Raw genomic sequence first — 21,725 nt, 5'->3', positions numbered from 1 at the left:
ATAGCTAATTATTCATTTCCTTAGGTATTGGAACTATAGATATACTCTTTGGAACTTTTACTCTAACTAAATGAACGTATGCATTTGGGTACCTATCTTTAAGTGATTTAATGGAAGTTTCATTGTTAACTTCCATCACAGATATTCTAAAAATCGCTTCCCTATCAATAAATGGAAATAATACAACAACATGGCTATGAAACACCTTCCCAGGAAATCCATTCATAGTTGTATTAATAGAGGCAAAATACATATAGCCAGGCTCATTTAATGCCAAGTAATACAAAACAAATTCTAAATTATCAATCTCATATCCACGATTGTCAACATATTCAAGGAACCTAACACTATTAACATCTGTCTCCCTAACTCTAGACAAATCTAACTTAGTATTAATATTTTTAAGCTTGTATGCAATATTGCGAGTCCAATCAAGTCCAAAAAATGGATCTTTACTAAATTCATAATGCTTAGTAAAACTATTCCCCCTAATTCCAATATGCTTAATTTTAAGGTCTTCTATTTTTAAAAGTCTTCCAGTAATTGTCTGATAAATTGAATCAGCTACCCACTTACCAAATCCAGAACAATTAAATCCCTCAGGCTTTCTTTGAGGCATACCCGTTTCAATATACACCATCTCACCCACCTCATTCATAGCACCATCATAAACCTCAGGGATAGAATATGAAGACTTAAAAAATGCCCTAAACTCATCAACAATACTTGCAACATTATCATAAACCTCAAAATATTTAGGAATAAAAAACTTCAAATCAATGAAATTGCCAACACATTTAGCAATATCTAGAAAAGACCCAGTAGCAATATCACGAATTTTAAAAGGCAACTTAACATCTTTATGAACTAAAGTATTTATTAAATAAAAATCAGCACTAGAATGCATATCGCCTGGTTTTATCCTAATAAAAGTATCTGCTCTATTTATAAAGAATATTTTTATCTGTTCAATGCCATTCTTCCCAACCTTAATCACATAAGAACCTGGAAAAATGTAAGATATATCATCCTTTCGATTGAAAAAAGAATAGTAAACATAATCTCTTGCTATTAAACTTGACACTTCAACATAATAATCATCTGAAATATAATATTTTTGAGGTTTTACTCTCTCAACAGTATTGCTTGAATCGAAATATTGTGAATAAGTTGACCTAACAGTAAAATCATAAAAAAAATTCTCAAACGCGAAGAGATTTAGATTGCTAACTATTAAAAATAAAAATACATATCTCACTTTAAATCTCTTACCTTCTCTCTGAGCTCTATTAAAATTGGAATATTTTGATACCCAATTTTACGAATATTATTTACTAAATAATTATAGTAAGAATTTGGGAAATTATTTATTTTATTCGCAAATAAAATAAATTTAACGGGATTAACACTAATCTGAGTTATATACCTCACTTTATGTGAAGCATTCAAATGATAATCCTTAATCCATAAACTTAACATTTTATTCAAATCAGCAGTATTTATCTTAAGTTCAAGTTGCCTCTTTAATTTAAGAGCTTCACTAAAAAGACTATCTAAACCCACTTTTTTATGCACGGATATTTTCAAGATAGGAGCAAAATTTAAAATAGGAAAAAAAAACTTAACACGCTTCTTTAAGGCCTCAAAATATGCTCTCTTTGACTCCACAAAATCCCATTTGGTAAACACAATAATAATGCCCTTACCCTTCTTAGCTGCATAATGAGCAATTTTCTTATCTTGAGCTGTCAAGTCTTCATTAGTATCAATTAATAAAAAGACAATATCCACCATATCAATTGCTCTTAAGGCCCTGCTTACAGAATAATGTTCAATAAGTTCACTTACTCTCGATCTTCGTCTTATTCCAGCTGTATCAATGAGTTCGAATGTCTTATTATTTCTTTGAAACTTTGTTTTAATAAAATCTCTTGTAGTGCCAGCCATATGAGACACAATTGAAACCTCATGTCCTGCTAAAAAATTAATAAGAGTAGACTTGCCTGAATTTGGTTTTCCTATAATACCAATTTTAACGTCAATATTTTCATCATCATTCGCAAATTTACCAACTGAGTTTTTCAAAAAAACCCTTAAAGCATTAACTCCTTTTCCATGAATTGCACTAACTAAAAAGCTCTTTTTAAAACCTAATTTCTGAAACTCACATGCCAAAGACTCCTTATGATAGCTATCTATTTTATTTAATATCAAAACTATCTTACCACTATATTTTCTTAGCCTTTCAATAAGCTCATAATCCTCTGATAACATTTCATTTACATCCAAAACAAGCAGAATTAAAGAAATACTATCAAGCAAGCTTAGAACCTTTCCAACTACAAGCTGACTAAGTTCATCCTTTAACAGTGTAAATCCACCGGTATCAATCAAATAGAACTTAGAAGAATCTACAGTACAAATCTCTTTAACTAAATCTCTCGTAACTCCGTAAGTTTTATCAGTAATGCTTCTTTGTGAGCTTAAAACTTTATTAAATAAAGTAGATTTTCCAACATTTGGTCTGCCAACAATGAGAACACTTTTATAATCTTGAATTTTAGAATCAATCAAAGCCAATTTGTATCTTCCTTTATGTAGCTATTTTTATTATAATATCAAATATTATATGTTTATGCCAATTATAAACGGATATTCAATTGATAAGAAAAAAAAGGAATAGGCGCAAAAAAAGTAAATTTAATAAGATAGATATATTCTTAGTATTATTTGCAATTTTCCTAACAGGATTATGTTTACTACTGATAATCAAAAATTCACTAATTAAGAATATATTTAATGAACAAATTAGCAATCATGAAGATTTTGAACTTAATCCATCCAAATCCAACAGAGCAATAGAAGCAGAACTAGATAATACAAAAAGCGATACTATTGAAATACTTAGTAATGAGAAATTTTTAATCAAACCACCTGAAATACAAAAAATTGAAGAAGAATTTAAATATCAGCAACAAAAACATTCTAAAAATAAAAAAGAAGTCAAACTATACTTTATCAAAGTGACCGCTGAAGGTCATTTTCTAAAGCAAGACGTTAAAAGAACTATTCACTATGACAAAAATATCCTTGAAGAAACTCTAAAGGCACTAATTAATGGGCCAAACGAATATGAACTTAAAAATAACTTCCTAAGCCTAATTCCGATTAATACCAAAATACTAACTTTAAGTACAAATGATGGAACTGCACACATAAACCTATCTAAGGAGTTTTATGAAAATAGCTTCGGTGTAGAAGGAACCATCAATCAGATAAATCAGATCATCTTAACATGTCTTGAAATTCAAGGCATTAACAGAATAACTTTAAAAATTGAAAATAATCCCATAATACTTGAAGACTTAAATCTAGACTTTTCAGGTATCCTAGACAAGGACAATCTTGAATAGTACTAAAAATTAATGTCTCTAAGCAGTGCAAGGGATTGTTCAAGATTTACTAAACTATCCTTAACAACCCAAAACATAAGTTCCTGATTCCCCTTCCGGCCTTTGGTTTTAAGCTTTAATATATTCTTAACCTGTAGGTTGCTATCATAAAATTTCCTAATTACCTTATCTAATATTTGACTTAAATATTTATTCTCAACCACGCCACTGAAACCTTTTATATTTAGATCCAATCCTTTAAGTTCAAATTGAGGCTTAATAAGAACAATGATAAACTTATCGACAAGCTTATCAATTAAATTTGCACATATGCTAACTGCAGATCTAAAAGAAACATCAATAACAGCCAAATTAGGAGGTATATCAAATTGTTTAATATCAAAAATATTAGTCTTTTCAAAAACTCTCACCCTAGAGTCAATCCTTAGCCTATAAGAAATCTGATTAAATCCAACATCAATTGAGTAAACCAACTTTGCACCTTCCTGTAAAAGACAATCCGTAAAACCCCCCGTTGAAGCTCCAACATCAACACAAATTTTATCTCTAACTGTAATTTTAAATGTTTCCAAAGCTTCAAAAAGCTTATTACCTCCTCTTGAAACAAATCGTCTAGATTCACTGATTACTAAATTGATCTTGCTAGTCTTTAATAATAAAACTTTAGGATTTCTTTCCTTGTGAGAATTAACATACGCCTTGCCGGTCAAAATTAAAACTGTCAACTCTTCTCTTGTTAAACTAGGATAACGTTTGCAAAGTAAATTTAGCAAACTATTTTTGTATTCTTTCAATTTTCAAAGCACGCCCCGTCTTTAAATGAGAAGTAATAACTACTCCTTGTACAACAACATTCTCTTCAACAACTTCTGTTCGCAAAGATGTATATTCAAGCAACCCTTTAAGAGAAATTTCAGGACTAAATCCTATAACAGAATTCAGACTACCAGTCATGCCAAGATCGCTAATATAAGCAGTACCCTTCTCTAAAATCCTTTCATCCTGAGTCATTATATGCGTATGAGTACCAACAACCCCTGTTACAAATCCATCCAAAAAATATCCAAAACTTTCTTTCTCATAATTACTCTCAGCATGAAAATCAACGAAAATGGTTTTAACCTTAATGCCAATCATATTCACAAATTTTTTTACATTCTCAAAAGGATTCTTAACAATAAAAGTCATCCCTAAAAATCCTTGAATATTAATAACAGCCACTTTTTCATTTCTAACATTTAAAACACAATACCCATGACCCTCAAGCAAATCTGAAAAATTATTTGGTCTTAAAATATACTCCTGCTTGTTTAAATATTCTTTTATACTATTATTAGCATAAACATGATTACCTGTAGTAATAACATTCACGCCAGCTCTAAAAAGATTGTCTGCTATCTCTGGAGTAATTCCAAATCCCCCCGATGAATTTTCTCCATTAACAATTGTAAGATCTATATTATATTTATTCTTAAGGCTCTTAAGATTAAAAAAAACCTTTTTAAGTCCCGCATCACCTATTATATCTCCAATCATCAAAGTCTTGATAACGCCACTATCGTGCATATTCAATAACTCTAGTCTCACGAATAATAGTAACTTTTATTTTACCTGGATATCTCATTTCAGCTTCTATTTTCTTTGCAATGTCTCTTGCAAGCATAGTAGCTTTCTCGTCATTAACTAATAAATTGTCAACAATAATCCTAACTTCACGGCCTGCCTGAATTGCATAACATTTCTGAACACCCTCAAAGCTATAAGCAATCTCTTCCAGTCTCTTAAGTCTATTTATATAGTTATTAAGACTCTCACGTCTCGCGCCAGGACGAGATGCGGAAATAGCATCAGCTATCTGAACAACAATAGCCTCAATGCTTTCGGGTTTTATTTCATTATGATGGGCAGCAATGGCATTAACAACAATATCGCTCTCGCCACAACTCTGAGCAAGTTCAGCACCCGTAATAGCATGTCCTTCGCTATTTTCGGAAATACTTTCCATCCCCTTACCAATATCGTGCAAAAGGCACGCACGCTTTACGACAACAGGATCCAGCTTCATCTCCTTAGCTAAAATTTCTCCTATTATTGCCGTCTCCTTTGAATGGCTTAAAACATTCTGACCATAACTACTCCTAAAGTATAGTCTTCCAAGACCTCTAATAAGCCTCTTGTCAAGGCCATGAATATTTAAATCAAATACTACCTTCTCGCCTTCCTCAAGAATAATATTATTAATCTCATTAGTAACGCTGTATACAACTTCCTCAATTCTTGCGGGATGGATTCTTCCATCTGTAATAAGTCTCTCAAGAGTTCTCTTAGCTATCTCCTTTCTCACTGGATCAAAACAAGATATAACAACAGCTTCAGGAGTATCGTCAATAATAATATCTGCACCTATTAATGTTTCAAGAACCCTAATGTTACGCCCTTCTTTACCGATTATTCTACCCTTCATCTCATCATTAGGCAGTTCAACAGAAGCAATAGTAAACTCAGAACTAACCTCTGTTACTATGCGTTGCATAGTAGAAACCAATATATCCTTTGACACCTTATCTGCTAAAAGCTGAGCTTCTTGCTCGCTTTTATTAATAATTACTTGTGCATCTCTTTTAGCTTCATTTTCAATCTTCTCAATTACAATTTTTTTTGCTTCTTCTTTTGTAAGACCAGAAATACTTTCCAACTTCTTAATAAGAGATATTTCCTTATCTCTTATTGTTTTTTCTTTTTGTTCAAATTCCTTAAGCTTAAAATCAATTCTATTTTGTTGCTTATCAAGAGCCGACATTCTCTTATCTAAAGTTTCTTCCCTTTGTAATAGCCTTCGTTCTATATTAAAAACTTCATTTTTTCGCTCTCTTATCTCCCTATCTTGCTGGTTTTTATCTTTAAGCATTTGAGCTTTTGCATTCGAAATAATTTGCTTTTTCTCATTTTCTATCTCTAAGACTGCTTCCTCTTTTACTTTTTTTAGCTTTTTATCTAAATTTAATAAAGAAAATCTACTTAAAATAATCCTTATCGCAAACCCTAATATAACGCCAGCAAGAATAGAAGAAGAAATAATATATAGCATATCATTTGCCTCCTATTCTATTAAACCAATTAAATATAACTCCTTAGAAGGACATACTTAATATCTAAGACTATTATTTTTCTTCCAAAGTTTTGTCAACTAGTTCAAGAATTGCCATCTCAGCTGCATCTCCATACCTTTGCCCTAGTTTAATAACCCTAGTATAACCACCCTTTCTTTCTTTAAAGATAGGGGAAATTTTAGTAAATAATTTATTTAGAACATATTTATCATGTATAAACTTTGACACTTCTCTCCTATTGTGAACACTATCAACTTTAGCTCTAGTAATCAACTTCTCAGCAAATCGCTTAACCTCACTTACCTTTACCTTAGTAGAAGTTATTCTCTCATACTTCAAAAGAGAAATTACCATATTTCTTAAAAGTGCCTTTCTATGACTTGATTTTCTATCTAGCCTATTAAATCCTACCCTAGTTTTCATGCAAAAATGGTCTCCTCTTTACCTAATCTTATCGTTTTTACTCAATACCTTAAGAGCCTCTGCCTTAGCCATTCCTAAAAATAATCCATAAACATTGAGTTTTTCAATTATCTCTTCTAGACTTTTTTTCCCAAAATTTCTCGCCCTTGAGAGCTCATCCGAGCTCTTACTGATAAGCTCTCCTAAGGTCTTAACGTTTTCCTTAGTTAAACAATTTAAAGATCTGACAGATAAGTCTAGTTTTTCAACACTCATATCAAGCAAATCAGAATCTTTCAATTCAGAATTCTCAATAGAATGAATAACCTTATCTTCAAAATTCATCAATGGGAGTAAAAAATCTCGCACTATAGAGGCTGCCTTTTTTATTGCATCCCTAGCACTAATAACACCTGTTGTCCAAATCTCCATAACAAGCTTATCATAATCAGACCTTTGTCCAACCCTAGTATCTTCAATAAAATATGATACCTTTTCTATTGGAGAAAATATAGAATCAAGCGCAATAGTATTAACTTCTTCTAAATATTGTGAATTTTGCTCAGAAGAGACATAACCTCTTCCATAATTGACTTGAAATTCAAAATCTAAACTCACATCACTCGAGAGTGTAGCAATTACCAAATCTTTATTGAATACCTCAACACCCTCTCTTGCAAGATGGGCTGCCTTTAAAACATCAGTATCCTTGCCATTAACAGTAAAACTTATTGTTGCACTGTTAACCCCCTCATCTAACCTTAAATGAATGTTTTTAATATTAGCAATTACTTCAAGAGTATCTTCCACAACGCCAGGTATTAAATCAAATTCACTTGAAACAATCTTTAAGGATCCACCTATATTAGACTGAATTCTCATAGCAGAAATAGCATAGCCTTCAATAGAAGATAATAAAACTCGTCTTAAAGTATTCCCAATAGTAACTCCAAAACCTTTTTCAAAAGGATATATTATAAACTTTCCATAAGAGCCATCATCCTCTCCTCTTAAAAACTCAATCCTATCAGGTATAGTAAAATCTTTCAAAAGTTTTTCTAAAGACATCAGTAGCTCCTTTCAACTAAACTCGTCTGGTTTTCTTAGGTCTACACCCATTATGAGGTATTGGAGTAACATCAGAGATTGACCTCACAACCATACCCGTTGATCCTACAGCTCGTATGGCAGACTCCCTACCAATTCCTGGACCTTTAACAAAAACATGAACATAATTAATCCCAAAATCCTTAACCTTACCCAAAGCAGATTCCGCAGTTATCTGCGCAGCATACGGAGTTGATTTTTTAGCACCCTTAAAACCCATACCACCAGCACTTGCCCAAGCCAAAGTATTGCCTCTTATGTCAGATACAGTTACAATTGTATTATTAAAAGTAGCTTGTATATAAACATTACCCTCTCCAATGCTTCTTTTTACCTTTTTTTTGTTAGTTGATACTCTTGCATTCAATCTTTTCCCTCCATATGTAAAACATCTTTATTTAGTAGCTACTTTCTTATTAGCTACAGTTTTTCTCTTACCTTTCCTAGTTCTTGCATTAGTTTTAGTTCTCTGTCCTCTCAAAGGCAAACCCTTCCTATGCCTAAGTCCTCTATAGCATGCAATGTCCATAAGTCTCTTAATAGACATAGCCAATTCACTCCTAAGTTTGCCCTCAACAACATAATCACTCTCAACTATTCTTCTAAGTCTATTAATCTCATCATTATCTAAGTCCTTAGCCTTTTTGTCCGGTAAAACATCTGTTTTTCTGCAAATCTCTAAAGCCCTAGTTCTTCCTATGCCATAAATAGATGTAAGAGCTATTTGAAGTTGTTTATTATTTGGCAAATCTATTCCTGCTATTCTAGCCATTATCTCCCCTTATCTTTGTCTTTGTTTATGCTTTAGATTATCACAAATAATTCTCAAAACACCTTTTCTCTTTATTACTTTACATTTCTCACAAATTGGCTTCACACTCACTCTAACTTTCATAAATTACTCCTAAATTTTTTGCAAAAAAGCATATTTTTTACTAGTTCCACGAGACAATCCTTGAGTCTTTAAATACGCATCAATCTGTATTAATGTGTCAAGAGCCACTCCCACCATAATAAGCAATGAAGAACTACCCATAATTCTTGAGACATCATAAGGAAATCTAAAAATATTCTGTACTAAAAACGGAATAATTGCAATAATAGACAAAAAAATAGAACCTGAAAATAATGTTCTGTTCATGATATAATCCAAATAACTTTCCATCTCATCAGACTTTATCCCGGGGATAGTGCCCCCATTTTTTCTAATATTATTACTTATATCTTTTGGACTTAATTGTATTTTCGAATAAAAATATGTAAATCCTATTATTAAAATGACATTCAATAGAGTATAATAAGATCCATTGGGTCTTAAATAAGATAAAATTTGCCTCGAAAGCGAAGAAGTTTCAGCAAATCCACTCAAAATTTGCAAAGGCAGAGTAATAAGCACAGACGCAAAAATAACAGGCAAAACGCCCGATGGATTAAGCTTTATTGGTAAATAAGAACTAACCGTATTTTTAGAATTTGCTCTAGCATAATGAATAGCAATCCTTCTTTGTGCCTTATATTCGTATATGATTAGTATGACAACCAAAACAAAAATGCTTAAAACCAATATTACAAAAACAGGATTAATATTCTGAGAAGGATCTCGCATACCTTGAAATAAATTAAACAAAGCCGCTTGAAGTCTAACTACTATTCCTGAAAAAATTATTAAAGAAGCACCGTTTCCAATTCCTCTTTGATTAATTTGTTCACCAAGCCATAAAAGAATAAAAGTACCCGTTGTAACTGTTAAGATAGCAATAAAAATATATCTATTAAACGGCATATTAAGCGCACCTGGAATACTCTTAGCATAAAGACTCGTAGCATATCCTTGAGCTACTGCCGCAACAATTGTTAAATATTTTGTATATTTTTTTATTTTCTTCCTGCCGCCATCCCCGTCCTGCATCTTTTTAAGAGAAGGGAAAGAATAAACAAGAAGCTGAATAATAATTGACGCTGAAATATAAGGACCTATGCTAAGCATAAACACAGAAAAATTACTAAAAGCACCACCTGAAAAAAAATCAAAATAATTGGTGATTGAAAAATCTGATTGTGCCTTAAAATAACTTCTAAGAGCTACAGGATCTATTCCTGGTATTGGCAAGTAAGATCCAACTCTAAAAATAAAAAGAATAAACAAAGTAAATAAAAACTTATTTCTTAAATCCCCAATATTAAATAAATTGAAAAATAACCCTTTCATTTCACTACCATTCTAAACTAATTTAATACTACACCCAAGCTTTGTTACAAGGTCTTCAGCGGATTTCGAAATACGAAAGATTTCAAAATCAACCTTCTTAGTGAGATTACCATTAGATAAAACCTTAACATTTTTAACTTTTTTACTCACAAGCCCCCTCGCACACAAAGTACTATAGTTCACCAAATCTCCAGTCTCAAATTTCCTATCTACATCTCCAAGCCCTACAATCTCATACTTAACCTTGTAATCATGATTAGAGAAGCCTCTTCTTGGTAACCTTCTATAAAGAGGAGTCTGGCCCCCCTCAAAACCGGGCCTTGGAGAGGTATTTCTGGCTCTCTGACCCTTTTGACCTCGACCAGATGTCTTTCCCAGTCCAGATCCTGGACCCCTACCTACAACCTTTCGAGACTTATTAGCTCCCAAAGGTCTCTTTAACTTAATCATTCCTTACCTCACTTAACAAAACCATACTAACTATCTCATTAAGCATACCTTTAATAGACTTGTTTAAAATATGGATTTTTCTGTCCCCTATTTTCTTCAAACCCAAAGCTCTCAATGTTCTAACCTTGCTATCTAATTTCCCGATAAGACTTCTCCTAAGCTCAACCTCAACTCTAATACCACTCTTAACAATAACTTCTCTGTTTCCTTCCATCCTTTTAATAAAAGCCTTATTTTTAAGCCTAGATCTTGAGGTTTGAAACCTCGCTTGCTTCAACTGAAGTCTTAATTTTCTCTTAACCATAAACTAACCCCATAAAGTCCTTAAAGTTTTTCCTCTTATTCCCGCAACCTTTCTAGCATCCAAGACCAAATCAAATGCTTTAAAAGTTGCCTTTACCACATTCATAGAATTATTTGAACCAAGAGATTTGCTTAAAATATCATGAACTCCCAATGCTTCCATTACAGAACGTACAGGTCCACCCGCAATAATACCAGTACCATGAGTAGCTGGTTTAATTAAAACCTTAGCTTTTTTAAAGTCCCCAATAACCATATGAGGGAGGGTACCTTTCCTAACAGGAACAAACCTTAAATTCTTCCTAGCATTTGTTAAGCTCTTCTTAATCGCATCACTAGCATCATTGGCCTTACCAAATCCCCAACCAACCTGTCCTTCTCCATCGCCAACAACCATAAAAGCAGCAAAAGAAAACCTTCTTCCCCCTTTTACAACCTTAGTAACCCTATTAAGTGATATTAATTTCTCTATTTGTTTTTTATGAACTTGAGTTTCCACTATAATTTCCCCCTAAATATCAATACCAGCTTCTCGCAAAGAGGTTGCAAAACTTGCAATAAGACCATGATATTTATAACCGTTCCTATCAAAAATAAGTCTACTAATATTTTTATCCTTAAGTCTTTTTGCAAGAATCTCACCGAGTTTCATCACATTATCGATATTTTTGTTTAATTTAAGACCTTTCTCAATAGTAGAAACACTCGCAAGAGTATGCCCCACTGTATCATCAACAACTTGAGCATAAAAATACCTATTGGACTTAAAAATCGTGATTCTAGGTCTATCTGTAACACCAAGCCCAATTCTATCTCTTATTCTTCTCTTGCGTTTTACATTTCTTTTTTCAGTCTCTTTTATTTTTTTCATAAATACTCACCTAAAATCTATTTTTTTACTCCTGACTTTCCTACTTTTCGCTTGATTACTTCATTATCATATCTAATTCCCTTCCCCTTATAAGGCTCTGGAATTTTCAAACCTCTAATCTCAGCAGCAACCTGCCCAACTCTACACTTATCTATTCCCTCAACAGCAATTTTAGTATTACCATCAATCTTAATAGTAATTCCCTCAGGAATTACATATTCAAATTGCGTTGAATATCCCAAGTTAAAAAAAAGACTCTTTCCTTGTTGCTCGACTCTGTATCCTATACCATTAATAGTAAGAGATTTTGAAAATCCATCAGTTACTCCCTTAACCATATTAAAAATCAAACTTCTATAAAGACCATGAAAAGCCCTTGTCTGCTTATCTTCCAAGGTACGCTCAACAGCAATATTACCATTTTCAATTTTAACCCGAATATTATTCTTTATCTCCTGACTTAGCTTACCTTTCTTCCCTTCAACCATTACTACATTGTCCTTAATATCAACCCTAACAGAATCTAACATCTTGATAGGAAGTTTACCAATCCGTGACATACTTTATCTACCTCTCACCTTACCAAACTGAGCAAATTAACTCACCACCTACTTTATTATCCTTAGCCTTTTTACCGGTAATAACGCCCTTAGAAGAAGAAACTATTAATATACCATATCCGTTTTTTATTCTCGGCATATTTTTATATGCAGAATAAACCTTCCTACCAGGAGTTGAAATAGCATCTATTCTATTTATAGCTGAATTTCTTTTATGATCATAACTTAGCATTGCCTTAATAAAAGAAATACCATTCTTGTCAAATATACTATAATCCCTAATGTATCCTTCTTCCTTAAGAATGTCTAAAATTGCCTTATTTATATTAGACATCTTCAAACTCACAGATTCATGCTTAACTCTACTTGCATTTCTTATCTTAGTTAACATATCTCCCACTGAATGCGTAACCGCCATAAATTCTCCTTACCAGCTTGATTTTGAAACACCAGGAACTAACCCTGATGATGCATGTTTCCTAAAACATATACGACACATACTAAAATCTCTCATATAACCCTTTGGACGCCCACATAATTTACATCTATTCTTTTGCCTTGTTATATACTTAGGCTTTCGCAAAGCCTTAACTATCATTGATCTTTTAGCCATAAACACAAATCCCTTTAATTACTAAACGGCATACCAAATTTAGATAGCAAAGCTTTTCCTTCTCTATCGCTTAAAGCCGTTGTCACTACTGTAACATTCAAACCAGATATCCTCTCTATTTTATCATAATCTATCTCAGAAAATATTATTTGCTCTGCTATTCCAAAAGAATAATTACCCTTACCATCAAAAGCATTGCTATCAACTCCTCTAAAATCCTTAACACGGGGCAATGCTAAATTAATAAGTTTGTACAAAAACTCATACATAATATTACCTCGAAGAGTAACCTTAGCACCTATTTCTTGACCCTGTCTAATCTTAAATCCAGCAATGGCCCTCTTAGCCTTCGTCTTAACAGCCCGTTGCCCAGTAATTTGACTAAGTTCAGAAACAGCTGAATCTAAAAGTTTTTTATTTTTAACAGCTTCCCCAACTCCCACAGAAACAACTATTTTCTCTATCTTTGGAGCCTGCATAATAGACTTATATTGAAATTCCCCAACAAGTTCTTTTATAATACTATCCCTATAATACTTCTTTAACTCAGGAACATAACTCATAGGCTAAATATTCTCCCCATTCTTTTTAAGATATCTCTTTTTTTCATTATTTTCAAATCTAATTCCCGTTCTTGAAGTTACACCACCTACAAACAAAATTACATTTGAAATAGCCATAGCCGCTTCCTTACTGATTATCTTACTCTTTTCCTGAGGTGTCCTTGCTTTAATAACCTTTTTAACTAAATTACAAGATTCAACAACAACCTTAAGATTTGCTCTATCTATACTAGTAATTTTTCCCGTTTTACCTCTGTCCTTGCCGCAGATAATCTTCACATTGTCACCTACCTTCAACCTTGTCTTCATAAATAACCCCCTATATCACCTCTGAAGCCAATGAAACAACTTTCATAAAATTGGCATCTCTGAGCTCTCTTGCAACAGGTCCAAAAACTCTTTTGCCTCTTGGGTTCAAATTAGTATCAAGTATAACACATGCATTATCATCAAATCTAACATAAGTTCCATTCTTACGCCTTATTTCCTTCGAAGTCCTAACAACCACAGCTTTATGCACATCTCCTTTCTTAATAGGCGAATTGGGAATTGCTTGCTTTACAGCAATAACGATTATGTCTCCAACCCTAGCATATCGTTTCTTACTACCACCAAGAACTTTTATGCATTGCGCTATCTTGCCACCTGTATTGTCAGCAACTGTTAAATATGTCTGCATCTGAACCATATTAATCTCCTCTATAAAAAATAACTGAAATTACTTTGACTTCTCCAAAACTCCAACAAGTATCCACCTTTTCTCTTTACTAATAGGTCGAGCCTCAATAATTTTTACCTTATCGCCAATTCTTGATTCTTCCTTTTCATCATGAGCCTTAACTTTTCTGCTAACTTTCAAGTATTTGTGATATATAGGGTGCATCTTTCTTTGAACAATTTCAACAACTATTGTCTTTTTCATCTTATCACTAACAACTTTCCCAATTAATTCTTTCTTATTTTCTCTTGACATATAATTAAACCTTCCTAATACCCATACCATATTCATGAATAATTGTATTAAGCCTTGCAATATCTCGCCTCATCTCTCTCTTCTTTAAAGGATTTTCAACATGTCCAACAACAGCTTTAAACCTTAAGTCCATATATTCCTTCTTTAAAGCCAATCTTCTAGCTTCAATATCCTCAAGGGTCAAATCTTTAAATTTTTTTAACATAACTCACCTCAAATCTCGCCTTACTACAAATATAGTTTTAACCGGAAGTTTGGAGCTAGCAAGCATCATAGCTTCCTCAGCAAGCTCCTTAGCTACTCCAGCCATCTCAAACATAACAGTTCCAAGCTTAACAGGCGCATTCCAATGGTCAACGCCTCCCTTACCCTTACCCATCCTAGTCTCAGCTGGCTTCTTAGTATAAGGAATGTCTGGAAATATTCTTATCCAAACCTTACCACCTCTTTTAACTCTACGAGTCATAGCAACACGAGCTGCCTCAATTTGCCTTGCAGTAATAAAATATGTCTCAAGAGATACAAGTCCATACTCCCCAAAAGATATCTTGTTACCTTTTTGAGCTTCTCCAGTAAGTCTTCCTCTTTGCCTTTTCCTATATTTAACCTTCTTAGGACTTAACATTTAACTCTCCTTAAAGATTTATACATCAGAACCATCTTTTTTCCCAAAAGAATTATTCCTTAACCTAGACTCAAGCCCTGATTTTTCCTTAGAAAACTTATTCTCATTTAAAACTTTTCTATTCCTATCATCCACTAATCTATTTCTACTAAAACTCTCATTCTTTTCTCGTAAAGACTTTCTATTAATTACCTGACCAGCATCTGAATTAATTTGCTTTCCTAAAACTTCACCCTTAAATACCCAAACTTTAACACCAATAACACCATAAGTTGTCTGAGCTTCAGCAAAACCATAATCTATATTAGCTCTAAGGGTATGTAAAGGAATTCTTCCTTCCTTAACTTCAAAACTTCTAGCAATCTCAGCTCCACCAAGTCTACCCGAGACCTTAAGTTTAATACCCTGAATACCTTTCGAAATAGAAGATGAAAGTGCCGACTTTAAAAGCTTTCTATAAGAAGCTCTATTCTCCATCTGTTTCGCAATCCCGTTAGCAATAATTTGAGCATCAAATTCTGGCTTCTTAATCTCTTTTATCTTAATATTAATTTTTTTAGATATTCTCCTAGCTAACAATTGCCCAATTTTTTCAATATTAGCGCCCTTAACTCCAATCACAGAGCCAGGCCTTGGCGTAGAAATTACAACAGTCGCTCTCTGCAGGTTATTTCTAATAATCTCAATATCCGCAATATCAAATCTAATTGTTTTAAAGAACTTCATTGTTTCTCGCCTTATTAAGAAGTCTTCGTGAAGAATCTCAGAATACAACTTTTTATCAAAATACCACTTTGACTTCCAATCCTTATTAATCTTCAATCTTAAGCTATAAGGATGTACTTTTTGACCCATATGTTATTCTCCACCATGCATCTTTTCATTAACTTCAACAAAAATATGGCAACTTCTGTTAATAAGTCTATCGGCCCTGCCTCTAGCCCTAGGCCAAATACTCCTACGTCTTCTTCCATCATCCACCATAACCTTATTTACAACTATCATATCCTCAGAAAGATTTTTATTATGGTATATCGCATTCGATGCGGCTGATTTAACCACCTTGCCTAAAAGTTTAGCACCCTTATTAGGCATAGAATAAAGTATTGCAACCGCCTCAATATAAGACTTACCCCGTATATTATCAGCTATAGGCCTTACTTTTTTCGGCGAAGATGGCAAATTTTTGCCTCTTGCTGTATACCTTCTATTTACATACATAACCTCTATTTCCTTCCCTTCTTATCTGATTTAGCATGTCCTCTAAAAATTCTTGTCGGTGAAAATTCACCAAGCTTATGCCCAACAAGATCCTCAGTAATATAAACGGGAATGAAAGACTTCCCATTATAAACAGATATAGTAAGACTCACCATCTCAGGAATTATTGTTGAAGCTCTAGAATAAGTTTTAATAACTACTCTCTTTTCCCTCCCAGAGGATGCCAAAACTTTTTGATAAAGACTTTTTTCTATAAAAGGTCCCTTTTTAATAGATCTTGCCACTACGCTCTCCTATTTATTTCTTCTCTTGATGATAAACTTATCTGAGTATTTCTTTTTCTTTCGAGTTTTATATCCCTTAGTTGGTTGTCCCCAAGGAGATACAGGATGACGACCCCCAGAAGTTTTACCCTCACCACCACCATGTGGGTGATCAACAGGATTCATTGCAACCCCTCTTACCTTAGGTCTCTTCCCAAGCCATCTACTCTTGCCAGCCTTGCCAATAGAAACATTCATATAATCTTCGTTACCAACCTCTCCAAGGGTTGCTACACACTTCTTAAAAATCATGCGCATCTCGCCCGATGGAAGCTTAACAGTCACGTAATCTCCCTCAGAAGCAAGTATCATAGCATAACCCCCCGCACCTCTTACAAGCTGACCACCCCTTCCAATATTAAGTTCAATATTATGTACTGTCTTGCCAACCGGAATATTTTCAAGTGGCAAAGAATTACCAACCCTTATTGGAGAACCTGGGCCACTCTCCAAAACATCACCAACCTTAATTCCCCTAGGAGCAATAATATACCTCTTATCTCCATCCCCATAAACAAGCAAAGCTATATTAGAACTCCTATTAGGATCATATTCAATAGATGCAACTCGAGCAGGCACGCCAAATTTTTCCCTCCTGTCAAAGTCAATATCCCTGTATCGCCTTTTATGCCCACCACCTCTTCTTCTAACACTAATTCTTCCAGAAGAGTCTCTTCCAGCCCTAGATGCCTTCCCCTTAGTTAAAGATCTAAGAGGGTCATTGCCCTTACTTAACTCATCAAAAGATAAAGTTGTCTTATAACGCAAAGACGAAGTTTTTGGCTTATAAGTCTTAATACCCATATCTACCTTTCTCCAAAACCACTAAAAAATATCTATCTTGTCTTCTTTTTTAAGATAAACATATGCCTTTTTCCATGAAGAAGTTTTCCCCTTGCCAATAGGATACCCCTTCCTTGACACAACTACCTTAACTTTACTCTTAACATTAAGCAAATTACATGCTATTGGAGTAACATTAAAAAGCTCTTTAATTGCAACACCAATTTCTTTTTTATTCGCTTGCTTTCTGACATGAAAAGCATAAACATTCAAATTTTCTCGCTGAATATTGGTTTTCTCAGTAAGCATAGGTGAAATTATTATATCATAAGCTTTCATAACTCATCCTCAACATTTCTCTTATTTGACATAAAACTCATTAAGACCAGTAATAGCAGATTCAAGAGCTATCAAATTTTTAGCATAAAACAAATCAACAACTCTAAGTCTATTAAAAGATAAAATCTTTAAATCTCTTATATTTTTTCCTGCTCTCTTAACCATTTGATCGTCATTACCCAATAAAATCACTGTTCTCCCATCAGTTTTTATAAAGTTCCTTACTATTAAAGCAAGCTCTTTTGTCTTTCCTGACTCAATAGTAAAATTTTCAACAACTTTAAAATTATCCTCCATAGATGCACATAGACTAAGTACAGACTTAAAAGCAAGTCTCTTAACCTTCTTTGGAAGCTTATAGCTGTAGTCTCTTGGTTTTGGCCCCAAAGCTACACCTCCACCAACCCAAACAGGATTTCTCTTAGTGCCAACCCTTGCACGTCCCGTACCCTTTTGTTTCCAAGGCTTCTTTGAACTACCTCTAACCTCAGCCCTAGTCTTAGTTGTAGCTGTTCCAACCCTAAGATTAGCTAGCTCATTCTTAATAGCATTATATATAGAACCATAGCTAACATCTACATTAAAAACCCTATCTTCTAAATCTATAGATCTAAGCTCTTGTCCATCCTTAGAAAAAACTTTTCTTTCCATATTAAACACCCACTTTCTTTGCCTTTTTAACAACAACAAAAGAACCCTTAAACCCTGGTACAGCTCCTTTTACCAAAATGGATCTTTTATCCTCATCAATAAAAATAACTTCAAGATTTTGAATAGTTTGCTGTTCACCACCCATTCTACCCGCCATTTTGGTTCCCTTAAAAGTTCTAGCAGGTGTAGTAGCCTGACCTGTACCACCAAGATGCCTATGAAACTTAGAACCATGAGAAGATGGACCACCACTAAAATTATGCCTCTTTATAGCTCCCTGAAATCCCTTACCCTTAGTAGTACCAGTAATATCTACGTACTTAATTTCCCTAAAAGCGTCAAGTCTAATCTCATCACCAGCATCATAACCCTCAAGACCCCTAAATTCCATAATATATCTCTTAGGCTCAATATTTTCTAGCCTTTTATATTGACCTCTTATAGGCTTTGAAGCTTTAGATCTTCTAAGATCAACAGAACCTGTTATAAGAGCATCATATCCATCTCTTTCTACTGTTTTTTTTCCTATAACATAATTGGGCTCAAATTCTATCACCGTAACAGGCACCACAACTCCATTTTCTTGAAATATCTGTGTCATGCCAACTTTTTTTCCAATCAATCCCAACATTAAAACACCTCAAATTCATAACTTAAAAATCTTATTTACTGTTTAATATCTACCTCTACCCCTGCAGGAAGCTCTAATTTCATCAAAGAATCCATCAATGCAGAGGTAGGTTCTAGGATATCAATAAGTCTTTTATGAGTTCTCATCTCAAATTGCTCTCTTGATTTTTTATTAGCATGAGGAGACCGCAAAACAGTATATTTTTTTATCTTTGTCGGCAAAGGAATAGGTCCCTTAATTTGAGCCTTAGACTTTTGAACAGCCCTAACAATAGACTCAGCACTCTGATCTAATATCTTAACATCAAAACTAAAAAGCCTGACTCGTATCTTATCTTTAGTAATCAATTTATTCTCCTAAACCTTGGGGATACAAAAATACCCTCAAACCCTGCACTATTCCAATATTTCAAGAATTCTTCCCGAAGCAACAGTTCTGCCGCCCTCTCTAACAGCAAACTCAACATTCTTATCCATAGCTATTGAAGAAATAAGCTCAACAACAATATCAACATTATCCCCAGGCATAACCATTTCCTTACCCTCAAGAGTAACCATGCCCGTAACATCCGTTGTTCTAAAGAAAAACTGTGGTCTATACCCTGGGAAAAATGGCTTATGTCTTCCACCTTCTTCCTTAGTCAAACAATATATAGAGGCTTTAAATTTTTTATGAGGCGTAATTGTACCAACAGCAGAAATAACCTGTCCCCTCTCAATATCCTTCTTATCAACACCTCTTAACAAAAGCCCAACATTATCCCCTGCTTGTCCTTGTTCAAGTATCTTTTGGAACATTTCAACACCAGTAACAGTTGTTTTTCGAGTTTCCCTAATTCCAACGATCTCAACTTCCTGTCCAACCTTAATGAGTCCCCTTTCAATACGCCCAGTAGCAACAGTACCACGTCCAGAAATAGAGAAAACATCTTCAACAGCAAGCAAAAATGGCTTATCAATATCTCTCTCAGGAAGCTCAAAATAACTATCCATAGATTCAAGAAGTTCTTTTACACATTTAGTAGCCTCAGGATCATCAGGATTTGACATAGCTCCAAAAGCAGAGCCTTTTATTATTGGGGTATCGCCAGGAAATCCATATTTTTCAACAAGCTCTAAAACCTCAACTTCAACAAGTTCAACAAGTTCAGGATCTGCCAAATCTAATTTATTCAAAAACACAATTATTTTATTTATTCCCATTCTCTGTGCAAGTAGTAAATGCTCTTTCGTCTGTGGTTCTGCCCCACTATCAGCCGCAACCAATAATATAGCAGCATCCATCTGAGCTGCACCCGTGATCATATTTTTAATGTAGTCAGCGTGCCCAGGACAATCAACATGCGCATAATGTCTGTTAACAGTTTCATATTCGATGTGTCTAGCATTAATTGTTATTCCCCTTGCCTTCTCCTCAGGCGCATTATCAATATCTTCATACTTGAGTGCCTTTGCATCTTTATTTACCTTTGAACAATAAATACTAATAGCCGCTGTTAATGTTGTCTTACCGTGGTCAACGTGCCCTATTGTCCCAACATTCATATGCGGCTTTGTCCTATGAAAAACTTCCTTAGCCATGAATCACCTCCTAAATTTTTACTCCAAATTTTTACTTATTTCTTAAAACCCTATTTAAGAATTCCACCTTGCTTTTTAATAATATATAATAATTACATAATAAATAAAACTACTATATATAAAGACCATACTTCCTTAGAAATTGACCCGATTTTCGTGTTTTTCTAAAAGAATCCTTAGTAACTCTAGTAGTTTACACATTATTTAAGATATAGTCAATAATTTTAATATTTTTATGTCAAATACAAAATTCTTTAAAACAAAGAGATACAATGCATCAAGATTAAAATTCGTCAAAAACCATTTTCATAGAAAAATAAAATCTTAATACTACTTTACAATTCATATTGAGTAAAATTTATTAATTCCAACTCCAAGGATTGCTTTCTTCACAAACTTAAACTTTAAGCTCTACCTACATTTTCATATGTAAAAGCAAATAGAAACTTAATATTGTAAGCTTTAAATTTAAGCAAATAATAATATATCTGGCATTTAATCCGATTATCTTAAAACTTATTAATAAAAAGGTTAAAATAAAACAATTATATGACTCGACAAGATTTGAAATCTAGGTTATTAAAAATTACTATAATATTTATTGTATATATGACTATATCATGCGTAAAGAATAACTCCGTACAATCAAAAGAGGTTGCCAGAGAGATCACCCATATTATTAGCATAAAGAAAAATACCGCAAAGATTGAAATAGTAAAATTTGAGACCAACAGTAAAAACAGTTTAATAATTACCCTTAAAAACAACAAAAAAACTAACATAAAGCAAAACTCATTAGCAATTTTTAAAAAAGGTAATAAAACAGGCTATATCATCAAAGAAGGTCTCAAAGCAGGAGAAGAAAAAACATTTAAATTAAATGTCAAGATTAACAAAAAACAAAAAAATATATTTAATATATTCTTAAAGCAGGATTGACATACCAAATCTTCATTTAATATAACTTCCTATTTACCAACGATACAAGATTATTCAAT

The 21,725-nt window shown here is 33.4% G+C and carries 35 protein-coding genes; 2 read left to right on the top strand and 33 right to left on the bottom strand.

Annotation, left to right across the window (positions count from 1 at the left end; translation table 11 throughout):
* Positions 1-4: 4 nt before the first annotated feature.
* Positions 5-1,258 (bottom strand): DUF8515 domain-containing protein, encoded by a 1,254-nt coding sequence (locus CR532_RS02675; protein ID WP_108729280.1) that lies wholly within the window; start codon positions 1,256-1,258, stop codon positions 5-7.
* Positions 1,255-2,559 carry a ribosome biogenesis GTPase Der gene (gene der, locus CR532_RS02670; RefSeq protein ID WP_199911322.1) on the bottom strand — a complete coding sequence of 435 codons (1,305 nt, stop codon included), beginning with the start codon at positions 2,557-2,559 and terminating at the stop codon, positions 1,255-1,257. Before der ends, CR532_RS02675 begins: the two co-directional genes overlap by 4 nt.
* Before the next feature lie 101 nt (positions 2,560-2,660).
* Between der and CR532_RS02665 the strand changes: the two genes are divergently transcribed.
* A complete protein-coding gene (locus tag CR532_RS02665) occupies positions 2,661-3,413 on the top strand; it encodes a GerMN domain-containing protein (protein ID WP_108729278.1) in 753 nt (250 codons plus the stop codon).
* A gap of 2 nt (positions 3,414-3,415) precedes the next feature.
* Here the strand turns inward: CR532_RS02665 and CR532_RS02660 are convergent, their stop codons facing one another.
* The 31 genes from CR532_RS02660 to tuf all read right to left on the bottom strand — a co-directional run bounded on the left by CR532_RS02660 (position 3,416) and on the right by tuf (position 20,727).
* On the bottom strand, positions 3,416-4,207 hold the full coding sequence (locus CR532_RS02660; RefSeq protein ID WP_108729277.1) for a TlyA family RNA methyltransferase: 792 nt from the start codon (positions 4,205-4,207) through the stop codon (positions 3,416-3,418).
* Positions 4,188-4,979 (bottom strand): TIGR00282 family metallophosphoesterase, encoded by a 792-nt coding sequence (locus CR532_RS02655; protein ID WP_108729623.1) that lies wholly within the window; start codon positions 4,977-4,979, stop codon positions 4,188-4,190. The genes CR532_RS02660 and CR532_RS02655 overlap by 20 nt, the downstream gene beginning before the upstream one ends.
* Positions 4,969-6,501, bottom strand: a complete 1,533-nt coding sequence (gene rny / locus CR532_RS02650; protein ID WP_108729276.1) for a ribonuclease Y — start codon at positions 6,499-6,501, stop codon at positions 4,969-4,971. The genes CR532_RS02655 and rny overlap by 11 nt, the downstream gene beginning before the upstream one ends.
* Before the next feature lie 73 nt (positions 6,502-6,574).
* Positions 6,575-6,946, bottom strand: a complete 372-nt coding sequence (gene rplQ, locus CR532_RS02645) for a 50S ribosomal protein L17 (protein WP_108729275.1) — start codon at positions 6,944-6,946, stop codon at positions 6,575-6,577.
* Between the two features lie 18 nt (positions 6,947-6,964).
* Positions 6,965-7,993 carry a DNA-directed RNA polymerase subunit alpha gene (locus CR532_RS02640; RefSeq protein ID WP_108729274.1) on the bottom strand — a complete coding sequence of 343 codons (1,029 nt, stop codon included), beginning with the start codon at positions 7,991-7,993 and terminating at the stop codon, positions 6,965-6,967.
* A gap of 16 nt (positions 7,994-8,009) precedes the next feature.
* Positions 8,010-8,399 carry a 30S ribosomal protein S11 gene (rpsK, locus tag CR532_RS02635; RefSeq protein ID WP_108729273.1) on the bottom strand — a complete coding sequence of 130 codons (390 nt, stop codon included), beginning with the start codon at positions 8,397-8,399 and terminating at the stop codon, positions 8,010-8,012.
* A 27-nt stretch (positions 8,400-8,426) separates the two neighbouring features.
* Entirely contained in the window at positions 8,427-8,804 is a 378-nt protein-coding gene (rpsM, locus tag CR532_RS02630) for a 30S ribosomal protein S13 (protein ID WP_108729272.1), read from the bottom strand.
* A gap of 9 nt (positions 8,805-8,813) precedes the next feature.
* Positions 8,814-8,927: a 50S ribosomal protein L36 gene (gene rpmJ, locus CR532_RS02625; RefSeq protein WP_108729271.1), complete on the bottom strand. Its 114-nt coding sequence runs from the start codon at positions 8,925-8,927 to the stop codon at positions 8,814-8,816.
* Between the two features lie 9 nt (positions 8,928-8,936).
* Complete coding sequence (secY, locus tag CR532_RS02620; RefSeq protein ID WP_108729270.1) at positions 8,937-10,241, bottom strand: preprotein translocase subunit SecY; 1,305 nt, start codon at positions 10,239-10,241, stop codon at positions 8,937-8,939.
* 12 nt (positions 10,242-10,253) lie between these two features.
* Positions 10,254-10,691 carry a 50S ribosomal protein L15 gene (gene rplO / locus CR532_RS02615; protein ID WP_108729269.1) on the bottom strand — a complete coding sequence of 146 codons (438 nt, stop codon included), beginning with the start codon at positions 10,689-10,691 and terminating at the stop codon, positions 10,254-10,256.
* On the bottom strand, positions 10,684-10,995 hold the full coding sequence (rpmD, locus tag CR532_RS02610) for a 50S ribosomal protein L30 (RefSeq protein ID WP_108729268.1): 312 nt from the start codon (positions 10,993-10,995) through the stop codon (positions 10,684-10,686). The genes rplO and rpmD overlap by 8 nt, the downstream gene beginning before the upstream one ends.
* Before the next feature lie 3 nt (positions 10,996-10,998).
* Positions 10,999-11,493 (bottom strand): 30S ribosomal protein S5, encoded by a 495-nt coding sequence (rpsE, locus tag CR532_RS02605; protein WP_108729267.1) that lies wholly within the window; start codon positions 11,491-11,493, stop codon positions 10,999-11,001.
* 12 nt (positions 11,494-11,505) lie between these two features.
* Positions 11,506-11,865 (bottom strand): 50S ribosomal protein L18, encoded by a 360-nt coding sequence (gene rplR / locus CR532_RS02600; RefSeq protein ID WP_108729266.1) that lies wholly within the window; start codon positions 11,863-11,865, stop codon positions 11,506-11,508.
* Between the two features lie 17 nt (positions 11,866-11,882).
* Positions 11,883-12,425 carry a 50S ribosomal protein L6 gene (gene rplF, locus CR532_RS02595; protein ID WP_108729265.1) on the bottom strand — a complete coding sequence of 181 codons (543 nt, stop codon included), beginning with the start codon at positions 12,423-12,425 and terminating at the stop codon, positions 11,883-11,885.
* A 19-nt stretch (positions 12,426-12,444) separates the two neighbouring features.
* The gene (gene rpsH / locus CR532_RS02590; RefSeq protein ID WP_108729264.1) at positions 12,445-12,843 is read right to left on the bottom strand and encodes a 30S ribosomal protein S8; all 399 of its coding nucleotides are present in this window, start codon (positions 12,841-12,843) and stop codon (positions 12,445-12,447) included.
* A 9-nt stretch (positions 12,844-12,852) separates the two neighbouring features.
* A complete protein-coding gene (locus CR532_RS02585) occupies positions 12,853-13,038 on the bottom strand; it encodes a type Z 30S ribosomal protein S14 (RefSeq protein WP_108729263.1) in 186 nt (61 codons plus the stop codon).
* Positions 13,039-13,052: 14 nt separating this feature from the next.
* Complete coding sequence (gene rplE, locus CR532_RS02580) at positions 13,053-13,601, bottom strand: 50S ribosomal protein L5 (protein WP_108729262.1); 549 nt, start codon at positions 13,599-13,601, stop codon at positions 13,053-13,055.
* A gap of 3 nt (positions 13,602-13,604) precedes the next feature.
* Entirely contained in the window at positions 13,605-13,910 is a 306-nt protein-coding gene (gene rplX, locus CR532_RS02575; protein WP_108729261.1) for a 50S ribosomal protein L24, read from the bottom strand.
* A 10-nt stretch (positions 13,911-13,920) separates the two neighbouring features.
* Positions 13,921-14,289, bottom strand: a complete 369-nt coding sequence (gene rplN / locus CR532_RS02570) for a 50S ribosomal protein L14 (RefSeq protein WP_108729260.1) — start codon at positions 14,287-14,289, stop codon at positions 13,921-13,923.
* A gap of 30 nt (positions 14,290-14,319) precedes the next feature.
* The gene (gene rpsQ, locus CR532_RS02565) at positions 14,320-14,574 is read right to left on the bottom strand and encodes a 30S ribosomal protein S17 (protein WP_108729259.1); all 255 of its coding nucleotides are present in this window, start codon (positions 14,572-14,574) and stop codon (positions 14,320-14,322) included.
* 4 nt (positions 14,575-14,578) lie between these two features.
* Positions 14,579-14,779, bottom strand: a complete 201-nt coding sequence (gene rpmC, locus CR532_RS02560) for a 50S ribosomal protein L29 (RefSeq protein WP_108729258.1) — start codon at positions 14,777-14,779, stop codon at positions 14,579-14,581.
* Positions 14,780-14,782: 3 nt separating this feature from the next.
* Positions 14,783-15,199 (bottom strand): 50S ribosomal protein L16, encoded by a 417-nt coding sequence (rplP, locus tag CR532_RS02555; protein WP_108729257.1) that lies wholly within the window; start codon positions 15,197-15,199, stop codon positions 14,783-14,785.
* A gap of 18 nt (positions 15,200-15,217) precedes the next feature.
* The gene (gene rpsC / locus CR532_RS02550) at positions 15,218-16,054 is read right to left on the bottom strand and encodes a 30S ribosomal protein S3 (protein WP_108729256.1); all 837 of its coding nucleotides are present in this window, start codon (positions 16,052-16,054) and stop codon (positions 15,218-15,220) included.
* A 3-nt stretch (positions 16,055-16,057) separates the two neighbouring features.
* Positions 16,058-16,420 (bottom strand): 50S ribosomal protein L22, encoded by a 363-nt coding sequence (gene rplV, locus CR532_RS02545; protein ID WP_108729255.1) that lies wholly within the window; start codon positions 16,418-16,420, stop codon positions 16,058-16,060.
* A 5-nt stretch (positions 16,421-16,425) separates the two neighbouring features.
* Positions 16,426-16,704: a 30S ribosomal protein S19 gene (gene rpsS / locus CR532_RS02540; RefSeq protein WP_011772429.1), complete on the bottom strand. Its 279-nt coding sequence runs from the start codon at positions 16,702-16,704 to the stop codon at positions 16,426-16,428.
* A gap of 9 nt (positions 16,705-16,713) precedes the next feature.
* Positions 16,714-17,547, bottom strand: a complete 834-nt coding sequence (rplB, locus tag CR532_RS02535; protein ID WP_108729254.1) for a 50S ribosomal protein L2 — start codon at positions 17,545-17,547, stop codon at positions 16,714-16,716.
* A gap of 21 nt (positions 17,548-17,568) precedes the next feature.
* The gene (rplW, locus tag CR532_RS02530) at positions 17,569-17,865 is read right to left on the bottom strand and encodes a 50S ribosomal protein L23 (RefSeq protein ID WP_108729253.1); all 297 of its coding nucleotides are present in this window, start codon (positions 17,863-17,865) and stop codon (positions 17,569-17,571) included.
* Positions 17,866-17,886: 21 nt separating this feature from the next.
* Entirely contained in the window at positions 17,887-18,516 is a 630-nt protein-coding gene (gene rplD / locus CR532_RS02525) for a 50S ribosomal protein L4 (protein ID WP_108729252.1), read from the bottom strand.
* Between the two features lies 1 nt (position 18,517).
* Positions 18,518-19,147 (bottom strand): 50S ribosomal protein L3, encoded by a 630-nt coding sequence (rplC, locus tag CR532_RS02520; RefSeq protein ID WP_108729251.1) that lies wholly within the window; start codon positions 19,145-19,147, stop codon positions 18,518-18,520.
* Positions 19,148-19,182: 35 nt separating this feature from the next.
* Positions 19,183-19,494, bottom strand: a complete 312-nt coding sequence (rpsJ, locus tag CR532_RS02515) for a 30S ribosomal protein S10 (RefSeq protein WP_108729250.1) — start codon at positions 19,492-19,494, stop codon at positions 19,183-19,185.
* A 48-nt stretch (positions 19,495-19,542) separates the two neighbouring features.
* Entirely contained in the window at positions 19,543-20,727 is a 1,185-nt protein-coding gene (tuf, locus tag CR532_RS02510; RefSeq protein WP_108729249.1) for an elongation factor Tu, read from the bottom strand.
* A gap of 549 nt (positions 20,728-21,276) precedes the next feature.
* Between tuf and CR532_RS02505 the strand changes: the two genes are divergently transcribed.
* On the top strand, positions 21,277-21,666 hold the full coding sequence (locus CR532_RS02505) for a hypothetical protein (protein WP_108729248.1): 390 nt from the start codon (positions 21,277-21,279) through the stop codon (positions 21,664-21,666).
* Positions 21,667-21,725: the final 59 nt, after the last annotated feature.

Origin of the sequence: Candidatus Borreliella tachyglossi (assembly GCF_003076595.1) — a bacterium.
Classification (GTDB): domain Bacteria; phylum Spirochaetota; class Spirochaetia; order Borreliales; family Borreliaceae; genus Borrelia; species Borrelia tachyglossi.
This window is presented reverse-complemented; position numbering and strand designations above follow the sequence as displayed.